Consider the following 16,843-nt stretch of genomic DNA (forward strand, 5'->3'; position numbering starts at 1 on the left):
AGAGGGGGATAAAATGCCATCATTTAATAGCGGCGAGTCAAATAAGAGCTGTTTGAATAAGGCGTGTGGAGAAATTGCGGTAACGTATCTGGCAGCGACACCCGGGCAGCAGGCAATGTGGTGGCTGGATAATACGCTGGATCAGCCCCAATGCTATAACGTGCCAGTGCTGCTGACCGTTAATGCGACACTGGACGCTGATATTATGCAGCGCGCTGTGGCTGAGTTGACCTCGCGCCATGAAATATTCAGAACGCGTTTTGTTTACCTTGACGGTACACTACAGCAGCGTATCGGCGCTGATGGCTATCTCTCTTTTTCCCATCGAAAATCCGGACAGAATGAAACGCCTGAATCGGTGACTGCACAACTGGCGGCTAGCCGTTTATCACTAGCTGAGGGTCCGTTGAGTATCATTAATATGCTCAGTTCAGACTCGGGTACAACCTGGCTAGCATGCTGCTTCCACCACATCATTATTGATGCCCCCTCAGTACGTATTGTCTTGCATGATTTGCTGCAAATCTATTGTGCGCTTGACGAGAAACGCGCTCTGCCAGCGTTTAACGGCACGGGAAGCTATCAGGAATTTACTCGTTGGCAGGCAGCGTCCCTTGCGGCGGCAGAGTGCGAAGACATGCGGGATTACTGGCGGCAGGCACTGCATCCGGCTCCGCCACTATCAGACCTCCCGGTCGATTTTCCCCGTCGTCTGCGGGAAGATACCAAAGCCGCCTATACCATGCAGGCCCTCAACGAACATGAAGCGGACTCACTACAGCGGCACGCAAGATCGTTGTCAATGACACCCTTTATGTATATGTCCATGTGCTGGCAATTTTTCCTTAGCCGCATGAGTGGGCAGAAAGATATTACCGTTGGCGTACCTTTTACTCTGCGGGATCGTAGCGAGTTCGCCGAAACGCCGGGATATATGATCAATACTCTGCCGGTTCGCGTGCAGGTCAATGAAGATGACACAGTCAGGACGCTGGCTGCAAAGGTGCGTCAATCTTTTATTGGTGCACATTTCAATAAGCTGATCCCTTTCAATGAAATTGTCGCACTGTCGCGTGAAAACGCGGGGCAGGACAGCCCACTATTCAGAACGTTGCTGGTTATGCCCGATACCCGGGCCGATATTTTCAACGACTTACCGTTTAAGGTCATGCTGGATGACTATTTTAGCCAGATGGCAAAATACGATCTGACGTTGTTCTTTGAAGCACAACCGCAATGGAAGCTGACGCTGGAGTATAAGACGGCGTTGTATCATCCGCAGACCATTGACTACTGGCTGAAAATATTTCGCCATTTATTGAGCGCGATGGGCGAGGACGGCGAGGTATTACTGTCATCCCTGAGGCTGTTGGATGCACCGTTAAGTCGTGAACTGGTTGTTCGATCCAGCCTTAAGCCTTGCGCGGAGGCCTGGCGATTTGACGCCCTGGCGGCTTTCAATCAGCATGCTGTAAGCCACTCTGCGGATACTGCGTTAATTACCGCTAATGGCACACGATCGTATGGTTGGTTAGCGGAACGTTCAGGGCAGATTGCCGCCTACCTGCAGCAGCAGTTAAATATCGCTCCTGGCAAACGTGTTGCGTTATTACTGGAAAGGAATGCCGAGGCGATTGCCACTCTGTTTGGCGTGTTAAAAACCGGCGCGGCCTACATTCCGATCGACCCACAATACCCGCAAGAGCGCATTGGTTATATGTTGCAGGACGCCAGCGTGGACTGCATCGCCACGACGCGATCGCTGGTAGCAAAATTCCCAGTGTCTGGCTCCGTGCCTCTGTTGTTAATCGATGACATTCCCCCGGAGTACCCTGGGGAATGGTCTTATATCAAAAGAATGCCCGACGATGAGCTGTATATCATTTATACATCCGGTTCAACCGGGCAGCCCAAGGGAGTACGGTTATTAAATAAAACGCTCAATAACCTGATTAAGTGGCAACGAGATGTATCTGAGTGCGGTCAGGGAGATTGTACTCTGCATTTTATGTCACTTTCTTTTGATGTATCGGTTCAGGAGATCTTCGGCACGTTAGCCTGCGGTGGGCGCTTATATATTGCCAGTGAAGAAGAGCGGAGAGATCTGGATCATCTGCAAGAGGTTATCCAGGAGCAGGGAATTAATCGGCTCTATTTTCCCTACGTTGCTTTGCAGCAGTTCGCGCATTTGAGCGCATTGGCCAACAGGCAATTCCCGAGTTTAAAAGAGGTCTACTCCACCGGGGAACAGCTCGTACTCACCGCCGATATTAAACATTTTTTCAGGCAACCCGTTCGCCTGATTAATCTCTATGGTCCCTCAGAAAGCCACGTTTGTTCCGCGTATGTGCTGCCGCCGGAAAGCGATAAATGGGGAGATGCAGCGTCCATTGGTTACCCTCTACCCGGATTCAGTCTGTTGGTGGTGGATGAGCGTCTGCAGCTGGTTCCCGCCGGTGTCGCTGGTGAACTACTTATCGCTAGCGATTTTCTGTCTCCCGGCTATCACAATAAAAGTGAAGAAAGCGCTCGACGTTTTATCTCTGCTGAGAGCTTTGCAGCACAAAGTTGCCACGCGTATCGTACCGGTGATCTGGTGAGGCTGGAGCATGACGATCGGTTCAGCTACCTTGGCAGGATAGACAATCAGTTAAAAATTCGCGGTTTTAGGATCGAACCGTCAGAAGTAGAGGCGGCCATCAATGCCCTGGAGGGCGTGCAGGTTTCAGCGGTAGTTGGCAGGGCAGATCATTCAGGAAGCCAGCAGCTCATCGCCTTTATTGCTGGTTTATTGGATGATAAAGGCAATCAAAAGGATAAGATCAAACGCGGCCTTCGCCTGGTGCTGCCGGAGTATATGGTTCCCACAGAGTTGGTCTTTGTGGATAAGCTGCCTACCACGCCTAGCGGGAAAATCGATCGTAAAGCGTTACTTAAGGTGGATATTATTGTTGAATCATCAACGCAGATGCCAGAGCGGTCTCTGACGAAAACTCAGGAACAGGTCAGGGCGCTATGGGAAACATTATTTCCGGGACGTCAGATCGCACTGCACGATGATTTTTTCGCCATTGGTGGACATTCTTTGTTGGCCACACAGCTGGTTTTTCTGCTTCGTAAGGCGTTCGATTGCGATATTCCTCTACGTTTGTTATTTAATCACCCAACCTTGTCGGCTATGGCTGAGTCCATCGACGGCTATATTGCCAGTGAAAAGGGGCGCGTCGATGCCGTCGATCGTTCCTTTGTTCAGGATGGATATGAACGCATACATTGGCAGGGAGGAGTGTGTTCAACCCCTGGGCTGACGCTGCTTACCGGGGCGACAGGATTTTTGGGCATCTACCTGCTGCGTTCATTGCTATTGGCCGGGACCCAATCCGTGCTATGCATGGTAAGAGCCAGGACGCATGAGCACGCATTGGCTCGTTTGCGTGAAAATGCGATGCGTTATGGCATCGCCGATGAGATTGATTTTTCCCGGGTTGAAGTTTGCCTCGGCGATGTTGGCCAGCGCAATTTAGGATTAAGCTCTGAAGCGTACAGCCGTTTGGCAGAGCGAGTGGACACGGTATTCCATGCGGCCGCACAGATTAATTTTTTGCTCTCTTATTCTTCGGTAAAACAGTCAAATGTGCAGGGTACGCTGAATATTTTAGCTTTCTGCGGTTGTGGCGGACGAAAAACGCTGCACTATTTATCCACTATCGCCGTATTTTCTCCACGCTATCCTGAATCGCCTATCGTTGAACATTGTGTACCGGGTCATCCGGAAGCACTGTCGATAGGTTACACGCAAAGTAAGTGGGTGGCTGAACGCTATGTTCTACAGGCCAGAGAACAAGGACTTGACGCTAACGTATTTCGCATAGGACGTATTGGCGGAGATAGCCGAAGTGGGGCCTGCCAGAGCGATGATTTTTTATGGCGACAGATAAAAAGCTTTATCCAGATGGGATTGGCGCCGGATCCGTCTTCACTATCAACGGACCTGCTGCCTGTCGACTTTGTCGCTGAAGCGATAGTTGCCTTAGCGCGTTCAGAGGCTACGCGACAGGAAAACTTCCATATTTTCCATCCTCAGAGCACCCGGTTTGATCCGGTGTATCGGGCGATTCGTTCTCTGGGTTATCCGTTGGAAACGACTTCTGACGGCGAGTGGTTGCAACAACTTGAACAGTGTGTCACCCAGGGGCGCGAGGTTGCGCTGGGGCCGGTCATTCATCTCTTTAAAGAGAATTTGTTGGATACTGGCGACAACGCCTATGGTAATCCAGAGACGACTAAGCGTATTGCGCAATTGGGTTTGCGCTTTCCTGAGCTGTCGGAGGAGACATTCAAACGTATGATCGTTTATTTCCAGCGGCAGAAAGAAATCGTCTAACAATACTTTTATCAATTTCATCAAGAGGATATAAAATGGTTCCGGCATTATTTGATAAATATATTTCGGCAGTGATGGAGAAGTCATCGGATAAGCTGGCATCCCTTTTCTCTGTTAATGGACGTTTGTCGTTGCCTTTTCGTCGCAACAGGGAGGTGATTATTGGGCGTGATAATATTCGCTTACACTATGCTAATGGCTTTGGCGTTGCGCCCTTACGCTTTACCTCCATAGAGGATGAGCGATTCCACTATACGAATAATCCCGATGTCGTCATTGTTGAATATAAACTGCATGGGAATACTCTGCCGGATGGAAAACAGTTCTCTTTGTTGTATATTAATGTGATTAAAATGAATAATGGCGAGATAACAGAGTTAATAGATTATGAGGATGTGTTGAATAGAGAATATATCTTTCAGGATGAGTAGGATAGCTCTTGTGTTATTAATAGGGGCGAAAGTTATGATGACTTTTCATTCCTTGAAGGGATGTGGTAAAATGGTAAGCTTAACTTATTGTAAACGGCATCAGGAGAATGTATGGAAATGAATAAAAAAGTGGCTAGTGGTTCCGAGCGCGAAATATCATTGAATCGTCAATTTGAAGATGCTTTAGGAAATTTGCAATGTGTACTTGTTGCACGTCGCTCGTTGATTAATCCAGATGGCATTAACTGGCCACAGTACGATACATTGTATATTTTGCGTCAGTTCCAGCCGATGACGCCAAGCGCAATTGGTGAAAAGCTCGGATTTGCGCGTAGTAAAATGTCCAAAATTCTGAGGATGTTGAAAGATAAGCACTTTGTTGAACAAGAATCGGCAGAAAGTGACAAACGAGAAATGCTGACGCGGATTACGGAAAAAGGTATTGAGTTCCTGAATTCTGCAGAGTCCAGCAGGCGCATCATGGCTGAGCAGGTGGCATCCTGCATGTCTCAGGGCGAAATTGCTATTTTCGCTGAGCTCTGTGCAAGGGCTGCAAATATATTGCATGAGAATATTAAAGGTAAACTCGAAGACACCAGCGAAAATTAATAAGGTTTATGGTGATAAAACGCTAAACTGGTCGCTGGCGCGAAGTTCTCTTTGCCTAATGCGCAATCGAATATATGGCATAGGGATTGTGCTAAAATATTACTATGGGATGGTGTTGAACGCGAACTATATATATCAATGATGGTGAAGTTTTTTAACCTCAGAACATAAATAAAGTCAGGCTTGACCTGATAGTTTCCTCTTCGTATAAAGCCAGTTTTGCGATAAGGGAGCGTTTTTGTAGCGTAACAGTATTTGTTCAAGTCTGAGTCAATACGTTTTCTTGCAGTGAAAGATGGTATTTAATTGGAAGTGATTTAATCTTTTGTGCTGTTTTTGTGCAGATTTACAGTCTATTCAGATAACGGAATTATTTTACACCGCCGCGCATATATGTCAGGTGTAACATACTCTTCTGTGCATTCTTCAAAAAAAGTGACCACCACTGCATCATTTCGATTCTGCTTCCAGATGCTCCGCTTTATGCACGTAACTGAATGATCGGCAATCTGACTCAACATTCTCCGGATACGAAGGGATAAATCAAAACATAGCAGAAAGACTTTTACCCCAACCCGTCAAATCAAAAATATATAGGAATTCACAGGAAGGCATAAAAATAACAGAGGTGCCCGGAAAGGGCGCCACTGAATGATGATGGCAGTGGGTGAATTTAAGATGCAGCTAAGATCGCGGCGTCCGATCATTACCTCGCTAAAGCCATCACGATCGGCAAACTGTGCGATTTGCTCGAGCCCAAGGCCGTAGCAGTACATGTTGCTACAGAGTAAGAGATCGGAGACCGGTCTGGCGATGCGTATTTGGTTAAGCGTCATAAAAACCTGTGCTGATAAACGCGCCGTCAAATGACTTTACCGGCTTTGGCGCCAGAGATTTGTCGCGAAAAGCTTTATGCAAAGCGGGACGCGCCCGGCGAAGAAAATATCAATGATTGCGTCTTCAACGCGGTATATCTAAAATCTTCGCTTTCGGAGATAGAAAATGTCCGTCGCAGATTCCCTTCTTGCTTATTCCTTTGCCGCGCTGCTGCTCACGCTGACCCCGGGTCTTGATACCGCGCTCATTTTGCGCACCTCCACCGTTGAGGGCGGAAAAAAGGCCTTTCAGGCGGCATTGGGCATTGATACGGGGTGTTTTATCTGGGGCGCGGTGGTGGCCTTCGGCCTCGGGGCGCTGCTGGCGGCGTCGGCGCTGGCGTATGACCTGCTAAAGTGGTGCGGTGCCGTCTATCTATGCTGGCTCGGCATTCAGTTAATTCTCAAACCGCGCAGCCACTTTAACAGTCAGGAAATAGCCGCACCGTCGGCCAGCAACTGGTTTTTAAAAGGGATGCTGGGCAATGTGCTGAATCCGAAAATGGGGATATTTTATGTCTCTTTCCTGCCGCAGTTTATTCCGGCGGGCCACTCGCCAACGATCTGGACATTTCTGCTGGTCGCTATACATGTTGTGATTGGTACGCTCTGGTCGTTAACGCTAATTCTGGCCAGCCGTTACGCCGCTGGTCTCCTGAAAACGCCGACCTTTATTCGCTGGATGGATCGGGCAACCGGCGGCGTCTTTATGCTGTTTGCCGCCAAACTGGCCCTCAGCCACCGCTAAAACGTGCTGGACATGGACGTCCAGCCCTCACGCCATACTTCGTCGCCCGGCGAAGCGTTTCCCGACACTCCCCGTAAAGTCATCGGCAGACAGGCCCATGCGTCGCTTGCGCGTTGGGTTGACTGTCATCATAATAAAAAGAGAATTATATGTGATTTTAATTCTCTTTTTGAGAATAACAGTGGGGGTGGCGGGTGAACGTTTTTGAACTCAGGCCGGGGTTAAAGGCCTTTCTGCTGGCGCTGGCCGGTTCGGCGGTGCTGATGATTGGCATGGGCTACGGGCGCTTCGCCTATACCGGGATCCTGCCGCTGATGCTGAACGAGCAGGTGCTCTCGCTGCGCGAAGGCAACCTTGCCGCTTCGGCCAACTACGCGGGTTACCTGGCCGGCGCGCTGTTGCTGGCGAAAGCCAGGCCCGCGGATGCCAGAGTGCTAAATCTGCTTTCCGTATTGCTCACACTGCTGTGCCTGGCGTTACTCGGCTGGCTGGTTTCGCCGCTGGCCATTATCGCGGTACGCGGAATAGCCGGGCTGTTAAGCGCGGTGACGCTGATTGCCGCCTCTCTGTGGCTGCTGCAGCATATGAAGCACCATAACGGCGCACCGGTACTGTATTCCGGTGTCGGAATGGGGATATTTTTATCGGCGGAATTTATCTCGCTGGGCAAGACCCTGGCGCTCTCCAGCCAGCAAATATGGCTGCTGTGCGCGATAAGCGCCGGCACGCTTTTCATTCTGGCGCTGCGTCTGTTGCTGAGCCCGGCAGACTATCTTATTGCCTATCAACCTCCTGCAGGCGTACAGGACCCACAGGCGCAAGGCCGCGCGCGTGAAGCGTGGAAACTACTGTTGGTTTACGGCCTGGCCGGCTTCGGCTACATCATCACCGCCACCTACCTGCCGCTGTTTCTCAGCGGCTCGCTGAACGCTATCGATCCGGTGCAGATCTGGGCCATTTTCGGTCTTGCCGCCGTGCCCTCGTGCTTTATCTGGCATCGGTTGGTCATCAGGCTTGGCTACCGCCGCGCGTTCACCCTTAATTTGCTGATTCAGGCCGTCGGCGTCACTCTCCCGGCGTGGAGCCACGCATTGCCATTTTGTCTGCTGAGCGCGCTACTGGTCGGTTTCACCTTTATGGGAACGGTGACTATTGCGCTGCCGCAGGGAAGGCGTCTTAACCATCTGGTCTCGTTCAATATGATTGCCGCCATGACCGCGACCTACGGCGTCGGGCAAATTGTCGGCCCGCTGGTTGCCGGCGCGCTGTATGAGCGCAGCGGGTCGTTTAATCCTTCACTCTGCGCGGCAGCAGGGGCGCTGGTGGTTGCCGCCGCGCTGGTTGTCGCCGGGGGGCGGCGCGGGTCAAAGGTCGGAGGCTGAAATTAGAAGCTGGCGCATCTTCTCCAGGGCCGGGGAGGCGTAGCCTTTACGCCAGATAAGCTGGGTGATCGCCTGACCAACCGGCCGCTGTAGGCTTGCTTCGGGCAGCGTCAGGGTGTCGAGCACGCTCTGCGGCAGTATGCCGGCATAGCCGCCGGAGGCGATACAGGCGATCATCGCGTGATAGGAGCCGACGTCCTGGATCTCGCTCTCCGCCTCCTCGGATTGCGCCAGATACGCTTCGCCCATTGCCCGGTAGGTACAGCCCTCCGCGAAGGCAGCAAAGCGAAAGCATTGTCTATCCGCGGGAAGCACCAGTACCAGCTGTTCTTGAAAGAGCGGCAGATATTCCAGGTCTTCGGCGGGGGAAGCGCCCTGCGGCAGGCATACCAGCGCGCAATCAAGCGCGGCGTCCAGCACCTGCTGCGTCAACTGGCGGCTGGGCTGGGTTTTAAGCGTCAGTATCACCTCCGGGCACTGGGCATGAAACTGGCTAAGCAGCGGCGGCAGGCGGCTGGCGGCGGTGGCGTCCATCGCCCCCATGCGTAAATTGCCGCCCGGCGTGGCGGGGTGCAGAGCCTGCCGGGCCTCCTCGGCAAGGCTGAGGATTTTCAGCGCATAGGCCAAAAAACGTTCCCCGGCGGGCGACAGCAGCATCTTCTTGTTACCGCGGGCAAACAGCTCGACGCCCAGTTCTTCTTCCAACTGGTGAATACGGGTAGTAATGTTGGACTGCGCCCGACCCAGCAGCTTTGCCGCGCGGGTGACGCTCTGTTCTTCCGCCACCGTTTTGAAAATCTGTAATGTGGTGTGGTTCATACTTTTATTCTTAATTTGAAAATAATATTGATCTTATCATCTCTAAAAGAGATTTTAATTACCTCAACGCACAAATTTCATCAGGGCACACCATGAGCAACCGGCTTACGCAGCAGCTTGATATTGATTATCCCATTATTCAGGCGCCGATGGCCGGCGTGTCGACGCCGGAGCTGGCGGCCGCGGTTAGCGATGCCGGCGCGCTCGGCTCGCTGGGGCTGGGATCGTCCACGGTGGAGCAGGCCGAGGCGCTCATCAACCAGACCCGGCGCTTAACCACCCGTCCGTTTAACGTCAACGTTTTTTGCCACGCTCCGGCGATAAGGGACCCGCAGCGTGAAGCGCAGTGGCTGGCGCGACTGTGCCCTGAGTTTGCGCGCTTTGGCAGCCTTCCGCCGGAGACGCTGGCGGAAATCTACCTGAGTTTTCAGCAGCAGCCCCGGATGGCCGAGCTTTTGCTCGATCTGACTCCGGCGGTGGTCAGCTTCCATTTTGGTGTTCCGGAGCGAGCGGTCGTTGACCGGCTGCGTGAAAAAGGCATCGTTACCCTGGCGAGCGCCACCAGCGTGGCAGAGGCGCAGCTGGCCGTAGAGCTGGGAATCGATATGGTGGTGGCGCAGGGCTACGAGGCCGGCGGCCATCGTGGCATCTTTGATCCCCAGGCGCCCGACGGGCAGATGAGTACCTTTACCCTGGTTCAGGCGCTTAAACGGCGCATTGATATTCCGCTTATCGCCGCAGGCGGCGTCATGGACGGCGCGGGAGTGAACAGCGTGATGAACCTCGGCGCAGACGGGGCGCAGCTGGGGACGGCGTTTCTGCTGTGCCCTGAATCGTCCACGGATAGCGGATACCGTGAGGCCCTTAAAAGCGCGTCTGACGGGCAAACGGTTTTAACCTCAGCCATTTCCGGACGCCCGGCGAGATGTCTGGTTAACGGCTGGCGTGAAATAAACGATCCGCTTCTGATTCCGGCTTATCCCGTGGCTTACGCCGCCGGGAAGGCGCTGGCATCGGCGGCGAAAGCGCAGGGGGACCGTCAGTACGGCGCGCACTGGGCCGGGCAGGGAGTGAGCCTGATTCGCGAGCTGCCGGCGGCGGAGCTGATTCGGACTCTGGTCAACGAATGCGGGTTTTAATCGCGGATGGCGCGCTGCCATCCGCTTAGCGTTAACGCCGATGGGTGAGGCCGCGTACCAGACGGTCGCCGGCCATCTGCACGCCCTGCACCAGCGCGACCAGAATAAGCACTGTGCCGACCATCACCTCGTTATTAAAACGCTGATAGCCGTAGCGAATGGCCAGATCGCCCAGCCCGCCGCCGCCAATCACGCCCGCCATCGAAGAGAAGCCGATCAGCATGACGATGGTCAGCGTGATGCCTGCCAGCAGGGTCGGCAGCGCTTCCGGCAGCAGCGATTTAAAGATCACGTGCCAGATGTTGCCGCCCATCGATAAAATCGCCTCGATACGCCCGTAATCCACTTCATCCAGCGCATTCTCCGTCAGCCGCGCAAAGAACGGAAAGGCGCCAATGGTGACGGGAACCACCGCGGCGGTACTGCCGAGGGTGGTGCCAATAATCAGCCGGGTGAACGGGATCAGGGCGATCAGCAGCACGATAAACGGCAGCGAACGACCAAAGTTGATAATCGCGCCCAGCACCGCGTTGAGCTTCGGCATCGGCGCCAGGCCATTGCGGCGCGAAACAAACAGCAGCACCCCGGTCGGCAGCCCGAGCAGCATGGTGAACAGCGCCGCCAGGCCGACCATATAAACGGTATCTACCGTGCCCTGAAACAGCAGCGGCCAGAGATCTTCCCAACTCATGCTACTCCGCATAATGGCCTCCCGTGAAAACCGTGGCGGGCAAGGAAATCCCGCTCCGCCTGAGGATCGTGTAGCAGCGACTGCCGTAGCCGCGACCATGGCGCCACCAGCAAATCGGCGATTCTGCCGCTTTCAATAATCTCCCCATGTTCCAGCAGCGCCGCGTGGTCGCAGAGGTTTTTCACCACGTCCAGCTCATGGGTGATCAGCACGATGGTGAGGTTCAGCTGTTGATTGATATCCGCCAGCAGGCTGAGTACCGAGGCCGTGGTCTCGGGATCGAGGGCGCTGGTGGCCTCATCGCACAGCAGCACATCCGGCCGCGCGGCCAGCGCGCGGGCGATCCCCACGCGCTGTTTTTGGCCGCCGGAAAGCTGTGACGGAAAGGCGGCGGCTTTATCCGCCAGCCCGACCAGTTCCAGCAGCTCCGCCACCCGCGCCTTCCGCGCCGCTTTCGGCACTTTGGCTATCTCCAGCGGCACCGCGACGTTGTCGGCGACGCTGCGGGCGTGCAGTAAATTAAAGTGCTGGAAGATCATCCCGGTGCGCAGCCGGTACTCGCGCAGCGCGGTTTTATCCATCCGGGTAATATCGTTCCCGTTCACAATAATGCGGCCCGACGTGGGCCGCTCCAGCAGATTCAGGCAGCGTATCAGCGTACTTTTGCCTGCGCCGCTGCGCCCAAGGATGCCGTAAACGGCTCCTTTCGGCACTTGCAGAGAGACATCGTTTAGCGCCGGTCGGCCTGTTCCGGCATAGGTTTTACTCAGCCCGACAATCTCAATCATGACTGAGGGGCAACCGGGATCACCGAGCCGTTATACTGCTTACGAATAAATTCGGCGACCTGCGGCGAGGTGAGGTCTTTGGCCAGCGCCTTGATGCGCGGATCGTTCGCCAGCGCCGGCGTTGTCACCAGAATGTTGGCGTACGGGTTGTTGGTCGCGCTCTCAAGACCCAGCGCATCTTTGGCAGGCACCAGGCCCGCTTCCAGCGCGTAGTTGCCGTTAATCACCGCCAGGTCGACATCGTCCAGCGACCGCGGGATTTGCGGTGATTCAATCTCAAGGATTTTCAGGTGTTTCGGGTTTTCCACAATATCTTTCGGCGTCGCCAGGGTGGTCGCTGGGTCGGTGAATTTTGCCGCCAGCTTAATCAGCCCCTGATTTTGCAGAAGGAACAGCGCGCGGCTCAGGTTGGTGGTGTTGTTCGGTACCGCCACGGTGGCGTTCTCGGGCAGCGATTTAAAATCTTTATGTTTGCGCGAATAGATCCCCAGCGGCTCAATATGCACGGTCGCCGCGACGGCGAAGGTTTTGCCCAGCGCTTTCTCCTGATCTTTCAGATAGGGCACGTGCTGGAAGTAGTTGGCATCGACGTCGCCGTTGGCCAGCAGTTCGTTGGCGTTAACGCCGCTGGTGAGTTCGACGATTTTCAGGTCGAGGCTGGGATCGATCTTTTTAATGTAGTTAAGGATTTCGGCGTGCGGCACCGGGTCCGCGGCGACGCGCAGCGCGGCGGCCTGGGCGGAAGTCCATGCCAGAGAGAGAGACAGTGCAACCCCTGCCAGTTTAAATGCGGCATATTTCATCATCTTATTCCTTGTGTCTGTTGTTATGTTTATACCCGTCATACTTCAAGTTGCATGTGCGTTGGCTTTGTTACTCGGCTCATCCATGAGCCTCGCCCCTGCGGGGCCAGCGCAAGCGCTGTTCAAGGCATGAGTGCCTTGTCCTGCAACCCGAATTATTAGGGTCTACACGATCAATTGCTCGGCGCGTTCGCGAAAAACATCCTGGTAGTAGCGCTCGGCGACATCAGGATGCGAACGCAGACGCCCTTTCAGGTAGTTCCAGCCCACCTCGCGCAGCAGTGGGTTTTGCGGGTCGCTATCCGGTCCGAGGGCTTCGCGGGCCAGCTCGTCAGGCAGCGTGTAGACGGGGACTACGGCATCCAACTGGGCGCCGAGGAAAAAGGCGATCGACAGCCGCTGCTGGTTGGCGGGCGGCGAAACGACCCGGTGCACCGTTGCGCGCAGATAGCCGTTGGTCGCCAGCTCCAGCAGTTCACCGATATTCACCACAAAGCTGCCCGTCAGCGGGGTGGCGTCAATCCAGCGGTCGGGGGAGACTTCGACCTGCAATCCTTTCTGCTCATCCTGCAACAAGAAGCTGAGGAAACCGGAGTCCTTATGCGCGCCAACGCCCTGGGCGCTCTGGGTTTCCTGCTGGCCGGGATAACGGATTAGCTTGATATGTTCGTTGGGTTTTTCGCCGTACAGGCCATCAAAGGCATCCAGCGGCAGGCGCAGCGCTTCGGCGAAGGCGCGCAGCAGGGTGATCCCCACCTCGGTCATTTCCCGTTGCCAGGTTAATAGCGTTGGTTTGAGCGAGGGCAACGCCTCTGGCCAGAGATTCGGCCCCTGCAGGCGCTGCCAGCGGGGAGCGCGTTCGTCAAGCCGAAGCGCCGGACGCTCGGCACCGATATCAAACTGCTCGCGCCAGTCGGGCTGACCGCGGGTTAATTCCGACGCGGCGCGGTTGTAGCCGCGAAAATGCGGGGAGTGAATCATCGCCACGCTCTGCTTTTGAGCGTCGGGAAGGGCAAAAAAAGCGCGGGACTGCTGCTGTACGGCCTGCTGCAGCGACTCATCAACGCCGTGGTTGATCAGATAAAAGAAGCCGATATCGCGGGCGGCGTGGCGCAGGTCGGCGAGAAACGCCGCTTTTTCAGCGGGATCCGCGTAGCGGGCCAGATCCAGTATCGGTAAAGTTGTCGCGTTCATTGTGTTCTCCGAAGGCGGTATTCAGATGTTTTCGTCGGTACAGGTCCAGGGTTCGGGGACAACAACAGCGCATGATCGATTCCTCAGTCGGGTGGTTGAAGCTAGCTTGCCTTAAGCGAAAATATTCAACCAATAACGTTCTTTTCTAATTTATGACCGGGGAGGGTTCTGTGCTTTTGCGAATTTTGGATAAGGGAGAGGCGGGGCGGTTGCGATTGGCGTCGGGAGCCAGTATGGTGAGCAAAATTTTTAATTCAGGTAAAAGACGCAATGCAGCACCCAAACGATCCTCTGCACGGCATCACGCTTGAGGCGCTATTAAACGCGCTGGTCGCGCAATATGGCTGGGCCGAACTGGCGAAACGCATCAACATTAACTGCTTTAAAAGCGATCCGAGCATTAAATCGAGTCTGAAGTTTTTACGCCGCACGCCGTGGGCGCGTAAAGAGGTGGAAGCGCTGTATATCGATTCGCTGTCCACTGCCGAGACGGCAAAAGAGGACGCTCCGGCGGATAATCCGTGGGCTCACTGGCAGAAAAAGTAAGGCGCGCAGCGGATAATTGCGCGCGCGCCTTGCGCTGTGTGTTACTGAAGATTGCCTGCGGTCAGGCTCTCTTTATCAAAGGCATGGCTGACATCAATATGATTCTGATGCGCAGACGTATCAATATTTGAACCTGCCTCCGGGCGCGCAAAGCTATTCTCTGCGGCCATCACGCCGGACGAGAGTGTAGCGGCCAGAAGCAGTGCGGTGACTACGCCGATATTTTTCATGTTGTGTTCCTTATTTCATCGTGTTGTCGCTGTCGCCTGTTTCTTGCGGCGGCCCGGCAATGTTGTTATATACCCTAAATAATTCGGGTTGCAGGACAAGGCACTCATGCCTTGAACAGCGCTTGCGCTGGCCCCGGAGGGGCGAGGCCGAAGGCCGAGTAACAAAGCCAACGCACATGCAACTTGAAGTATGACGGGTGAGTTTATTTCGTCAGCTCAGCGGTCATATGTACGCGGTTATTGAACTGCGCGCTGGTGATTTTGTAGGACGCGCCTTGTTCTGCGGCCTGTGCGGCAATTTTGGCTTCGGCGCGGTCCAGAGTGGACGCGCTGGCGCTGATGCTTTGGGCAAAAGAGCCGAAAGAGATCAGGGAAAGAGCGGCAACTGCAACGAAAGTTTTGATGGATTTCATGGTCGTATTCCTTAAGTGTTTTATCAGTGTTGGAGCGTTGTTGCCCCGATGTGATAAATGATAGGCCGACATGGTGATGATGAAAATCGAAACAATTTGCTCTCATTGTTCAGTAAATTTGAAAGATTAGTGGCGGTTTACGCCATCCTGTTTTGCTAAGAAAATCTGATTACAATCCCGCCTCATTGTCATAACAAATATATAAAAAGTTATTTTTTAACTTTCCATAGACTATTTTCTTGTTTGCTATCGTCTGAACCCCGGCAATATAGTTTTTACACAGCAATCAACGCCGATAAGCGGCGGTTTTTAAATCATTCACGACTATCACATTATGATGACTCTCAATAAGATTAGTAAAAGTTTCTCCGGGGAAAGAGTACTAAAAGAGGTATCGCTTAGCGTTAATTCCGGTGAGATTATTTGCATTATTGGCCCCAGCGGCTCAGGAAAAACCACGTTATTGCGTACGCTTAATTTCTTAGAGCCCGCCGATAGCGGGCAAATAAAAATCGATGATGTGGTGCTGGATTGCGCAACGGCGGGGAAAAAAGAAATTGAAAAGCTACGCGGTAAAACCGCCATGGTTTTTCAGTCATGGAATCTGTTTCACAATCTCACCGCAGCGCAAAATATTACCGAAGGATTGATTTACGCTAAAAAACGTCCGCGTCAGGAGGCGCTCAATATTGCTGAGCGGCTTTTAAAGCAGGTGGGTTTGCTGCATAAAAAAGACCACTATCCCCACAGTCTTTCCGGCGGCCAAAAGCAGCGTATCGGAATTGCGCGCGCGCTGGCGATGAGCCCCGCCGTGCTGCTGCTGGATGAGCCGACCTCGGCGCTGGATCCTGAAAAAGTGGGTGAGGTGCTTGAGCTTATTCAGACCATTGCCGCCGCGGGCCAGACAATGATCATCGTCACCCACGAAATGGCGTTCGCCCGCCAGGTTGCTTCCCGGGTGGTATTTATGGAAAACGGCGAGATTGTCGAACAGGGCCCGGCGGAACAGATATTTGGCGCAGCCCAGCAGGGCCGCACCCGGGCCTTCCTTGCGCAACTGCACTATCACGCCTGAGGCTGAAGATGAACAATCACCCGCTGTTTAGCTGGCAGGATATTGCCGGGATATTGCCGAAGCTGCTGGAAAACCTACCCGTGACCCTCGGGATAGCGCTGGCGTCGCTGCTCCTTGGTTTGACGATCGCGCTGCCGATCGTGTTGCTGCAATTTAGCCGCTTTAAACCGTTCAGAGCGGCGGCAAACGCCTATACTGACATTCTGCGCGGCGCGCCCCTGGCGCTGCTGATCCTGCTGTTTTTCTTCGGCGGCAAATTAATACTCACTGCGCTGGCGCTGCCGCCGCTGCTGATTAGCGATACCACCTTTGCGGTTTTGTCTATTTCGGTCAGCATTAGCCCTTATTTTGCTGAAATGATGCGTTCAGCGTGGGGCGCGGTGGATAGCGGCCAGAAAGAGGCCATTACCAGCCTGAATATCCCCTGGCATACTGGGCTGCTGCGAATCATATTCCCTCAGGGATTCATTATTGCCGTCCCGGTGTTTGGTAATCTTTTAATTAACCTGGTGAAAATGACATCACTGGTCAATATTATTGGCATTGTTGATATTTTTGGTCGCGCGCAAAAGATTTCGCAAAATAGCTATGGGGCTAAACAGGGAGCGGCCTTTATTAGCGTTATTATCGTCTACTGGGTGCTGAATAGTTTTATTCTCTATTTGACTACTCGTATTGAAAAGAAATATCAGTTCCTGCTGGAGTGATAGATAAAC

17 protein-coding genes are annotated in these 16,843 nt (G+C 53.6%); 9 read left to right on the forward strand and 8 right to left on the reverse strand.

All coding sequences use genetic code 11. The features are described 5' to 3' along the window. Positions 1-13 precede the first annotated feature (13 nt). The 3 genes from EGY08_RS29570 (at position 14) to EGY08_RS29580 (ending at position 5,424) form a co-directional block, all read left to right on the forward strand. The gene (locus EGY08_RS29570) at positions 14-4,384 is read left to right on the forward strand and encodes a non-ribosomal peptide synthetase (protein ID WP_004120007.1); all 4,371 of its coding nucleotides are present in this window, start codon (positions 14-16) and stop codon (positions 4,382-4,384) included. Positions 4,385-4,419: 35 nt separating this feature from the next. Then, entirely contained in the window at positions 4,420-4,815 is a 396-nt protein-coding gene (locus EGY08_RS29575) for a nuclear transport factor 2 family protein (protein WP_004120009.1), read from the forward strand. Positions 4,816-4,926: 111 nt separating this feature from the next. After that, positions 4,927-5,424 (forward strand): MarR family winged helix-turn-helix transcriptional regulator, encoded by a 498-nt coding sequence (locus tag EGY08_RS29580; protein ID WP_004120012.1) that lies wholly within the window; start codon positions 4,927-4,929, stop codon positions 5,422-5,424. Positions 5,425-6,002: 578 nt separating this feature from the next. Here EGY08_RS29580 and EGY08_RS31475 read toward each other — a convergent pair. Further along, positions 6,003-6,260, reverse strand: a complete 258-nt coding sequence (locus EGY08_RS31475) for a hypothetical protein (RefSeq protein ID WP_375167257.1) — start codon at positions 6,258-6,260, stop codon at positions 6,003-6,005. 166 nt (positions 6,261-6,426) lie between these two features. Between EGY08_RS31475 and EGY08_RS29590 the strand changes: the two genes are divergently transcribed. Further along, positions 6,427-7,047 (forward strand): LysE family translocator, encoded by a 621-nt coding sequence (locus EGY08_RS29590; protein WP_004120018.1) that lies wholly within the window; start codon positions 6,427-6,429, stop codon positions 7,045-7,047. 194 nt (positions 7,048-7,241) lie between these two features. Beyond that, entirely contained in the window at positions 7,242-8,429 is a 1,188-nt protein-coding gene (locus EGY08_RS29595; RefSeq protein ID WP_004120021.1) for a YbfB/YjiJ family MFS transporter, read from the forward strand. Here EGY08_RS29595 and EGY08_RS29600 read toward each other — a convergent pair. Further along, positions 8,412-9,248 carry a LysR family transcriptional regulator gene (locus EGY08_RS29600; protein ID WP_004120023.1) on the reverse strand — a complete coding sequence of 279 codons (837 nt, stop codon included), beginning with the start codon at positions 9,246-9,248 and terminating at the stop codon, positions 8,412-8,414. The genes EGY08_RS29595 and EGY08_RS29600 overlap by 18 nt on opposite strands. A gap of 92 nt (positions 9,249-9,340) precedes the next feature. On the opposite strand from EGY08_RS29600, the gene EGY08_RS29605 reads away from it, so the two are divergent. Further along, positions 9,341-10,387 (forward strand): NAD(P)H-dependent flavin oxidoreductase, encoded by a 1,047-nt coding sequence (locus tag EGY08_RS29605; RefSeq protein WP_123829331.1) that lies wholly within the window; start codon positions 9,341-9,343, stop codon positions 10,385-10,387. 31 nt (positions 10,388-10,418) lie between these two features. Here EGY08_RS29605 and EGY08_RS29610 read toward each other — a convergent pair whose 3' ends face one another. The 4 genes from EGY08_RS29610 to EGY08_RS29625 all read right to left on the reverse strand — a co-directional run bounded on the left by EGY08_RS29610 (position 10,419) and on the right by EGY08_RS29625 (position 13,863). After that, entirely contained in the window at positions 10,419-11,078 is a 660-nt protein-coding gene (locus EGY08_RS29610; protein ID WP_177447603.1) for a methionine ABC transporter permease, read from the reverse strand. After that, positions 11,075-11,866 (reverse strand): methionine ABC transporter ATP-binding protein, encoded by a 792-nt coding sequence (locus EGY08_RS29615; protein ID WP_123829333.1) that lies wholly within the window; start codon positions 11,864-11,866, stop codon positions 11,075-11,077. Before EGY08_RS29615 ends, EGY08_RS29610 begins: the two co-directional genes overlap by 4 nt. Further along, positions 11,863-12,669, reverse strand: coding sequence for a MetQ/NlpA family ABC transporter substrate-binding protein (locus EGY08_RS29620; protein WP_004134110.1), 807 nt, complete (start codon positions 12,667-12,669; stop codon positions 11,863-11,865). The genes EGY08_RS29615 and EGY08_RS29620 overlap by 4 nt, the downstream gene beginning before the upstream one ends. A 165-nt stretch (positions 12,670-12,834) precedes the next feature. Continuing rightward, positions 12,835-13,863 (reverse strand): isopenicillin N synthase family dioxygenase, encoded by a 1,029-nt coding sequence (locus EGY08_RS29625; protein WP_123829334.1) that lies wholly within the window; start codon positions 13,861-13,863, stop codon positions 12,835-12,837. 270 nt (positions 13,864-14,133) lie between these two features. Between EGY08_RS29625 and EGY08_RS29630 the strand changes: the two genes are divergently transcribed. After that, complete coding sequence (locus tag EGY08_RS29630; protein ID WP_004120037.1) at positions 14,134-14,409, forward strand: VF530 family DNA-binding protein; 276 nt, start codon at positions 14,134-14,136, stop codon at positions 14,407-14,409. 41 nt (positions 14,410-14,450) lie between these two features. On the opposite strand, the gene EGY08_RS29635 is transcribed toward EGY08_RS29630, so the two are convergent. Together EGY08_RS29635 and EGY08_RS29640 are read right to left on the reverse strand one after the other, a co-directional pair. Beyond that, positions 14,451-14,639, reverse strand: coding sequence for a hypothetical protein (locus EGY08_RS29635; protein WP_123829335.1), 189 nt, complete (start codon positions 14,637-14,639; stop codon positions 14,451-14,453). Positions 14,640-14,842: 203 nt separating this feature from the next. Next, complete coding sequence (locus tag EGY08_RS29640) at positions 14,843-15,052, reverse strand: YdgH/BhsA/McbA-like domain containing protein (RefSeq protein WP_004120044.1); 210 nt, start codon at positions 15,050-15,052, stop codon at positions 14,843-14,845. A 334-nt stretch (positions 15,053-15,386) separates the two neighbouring features. Here EGY08_RS29640 and EGY08_RS29645 point away from each other — a divergent pair, with 334 nt between their 5' ends. After that, a complete protein-coding gene (locus EGY08_RS29645) occupies positions 15,387-16,127 on the forward strand; it encodes an amino acid ABC transporter ATP-binding protein (protein WP_049115624.1) in 741 nt (246 codons plus the stop codon). 8 nt (positions 16,128-16,135) lie between these two features. After that, positions 16,136-16,834, forward strand: coding sequence for an amino acid ABC transporter permease (locus tag EGY08_RS29650; protein WP_123829336.1), 699 nt, complete (start codon positions 16,136-16,138; stop codon positions 16,832-16,834). The last annotated feature ends 9 nt before the right edge of the window (positions 16,835-16,843 follow it).

This window comes from Klebsiella sp. FDAARGOS_511 (genome assembly GCF_003812845.1).
Taxonomy (GTDB): Bacteria; Pseudomonadota; Gammaproteobacteria; order Enterobacterales; family Enterobacteriaceae; genus Klebsiella; species Klebsiella grimontii.

What these genes read in the sequence shown, in the direction of transcription:
- EGY08_RS29570 (WP_004120007.1), top strand. Translation starts at nt 14, where the DNA reads ATGCCATCATTTAATAGCGGCGAGTCAAATAAGAGCTGTTTGAATAAG.
- EGY08_RS29575 (WP_004120009.1), top strand. Translation starts at nt 4,420, where the DNA reads ATGGTTCCGGCATTATTTGATAAATATATTTCGGCAGTGATGGAGAAG.
- EGY08_RS29580 (WP_004120012.1), top strand. Translation starts at nt 4,927, where the DNA reads ATGGAAATGAATAAAAAAGTGGCTAGTGGTTCCGAGCGCGAAATATCA.
- EGY08_RS31475 (WP_375167257.1), bottom strand. Translation starts at nt 6,260, where the DNA reads ATGACGCTTAACCAAATACGCATCGCCAGACCGGTCTCCGATCTCTTA.
- EGY08_RS29590 (WP_004120018.1), top strand. Translation starts at nt 6,427, where the DNA reads ATGTCCGTCGCAGATTCCCTTCTTGCTTATTCCTTTGCCGCGCTGCTG.
- EGY08_RS29600 (WP_004120023.1), bottom strand. Translation starts at nt 9,248, where the DNA reads ATGAACCACACCACATTACAGATTTTCAAAACGGTGGCGGAAGAACAG.
- EGY08_RS29605 (WP_123829331.1), top strand. Translation starts at nt 9,341, where the DNA reads ATGAGCAACCGGCTTACGCAGCAGCTTGATATTGATTATCCCATTATT.
- EGY08_RS29610 (WP_177447603.1), bottom strand. Translation starts at nt 11,078, where the DNA reads ATGAGTTGGGAAGATCTCTGGCCGCTGCTGTTTCAGGGCACGGTAGAT.
- EGY08_RS29615 (WP_123829333.1), bottom strand. Translation starts at nt 11,866, where the DNA reads ATGATTGAGATTGTCGGGCTGAGTAAAACCTATGCCGGAACAGGCCGA.
- EGY08_RS29620 (WP_004134110.1), bottom strand. Translation starts at nt 12,669, where the DNA reads ATGAAATATGCCGCATTTAAACTGGCAGGGGTTGCACTGTCTCTCTCT.
- EGY08_RS29625 (WP_123829334.1), bottom strand. Translation starts at nt 13,863, where the DNA reads ATGAACGCGACAACTTTACCGATACTGGATCTGGCCCGCTACGCGGAT.
- EGY08_RS29630 (WP_004120037.1), top strand. Translation starts at nt 14,134, where the DNA reads ATGCAGCACCCAAACGATCCTCTGCACGGCATCACGCTTGAGGCGCTA.
- EGY08_RS29635 (WP_123829335.1), bottom strand. Translation starts at nt 14,639, where the DNA reads ATGAAAAATATCGGCGTAGTCACCGCACTGCTTCTGGCCGCTACACTC.
- EGY08_RS29640 (WP_004120044.1), bottom strand. Translation starts at nt 15,052, where the DNA reads ATGAAATCCATCAAAACTTTCGTTGCAGTTGCCGCTCTTTCCCTGATC.
- EGY08_RS29645 (WP_049115624.1), top strand. Translation starts at nt 15,387, where the DNA reads ATGATGACTCTCAATAAGATTAGTAAAAGTTTCTCCGGGGAAAGAGTA.
- EGY08_RS29650 (WP_123829336.1), top strand. Translation starts at nt 16,136, where the DNA reads ATGAACAATCACCCGCTGTTTAGCTGGCAGGATATTGCCGGGATATTG.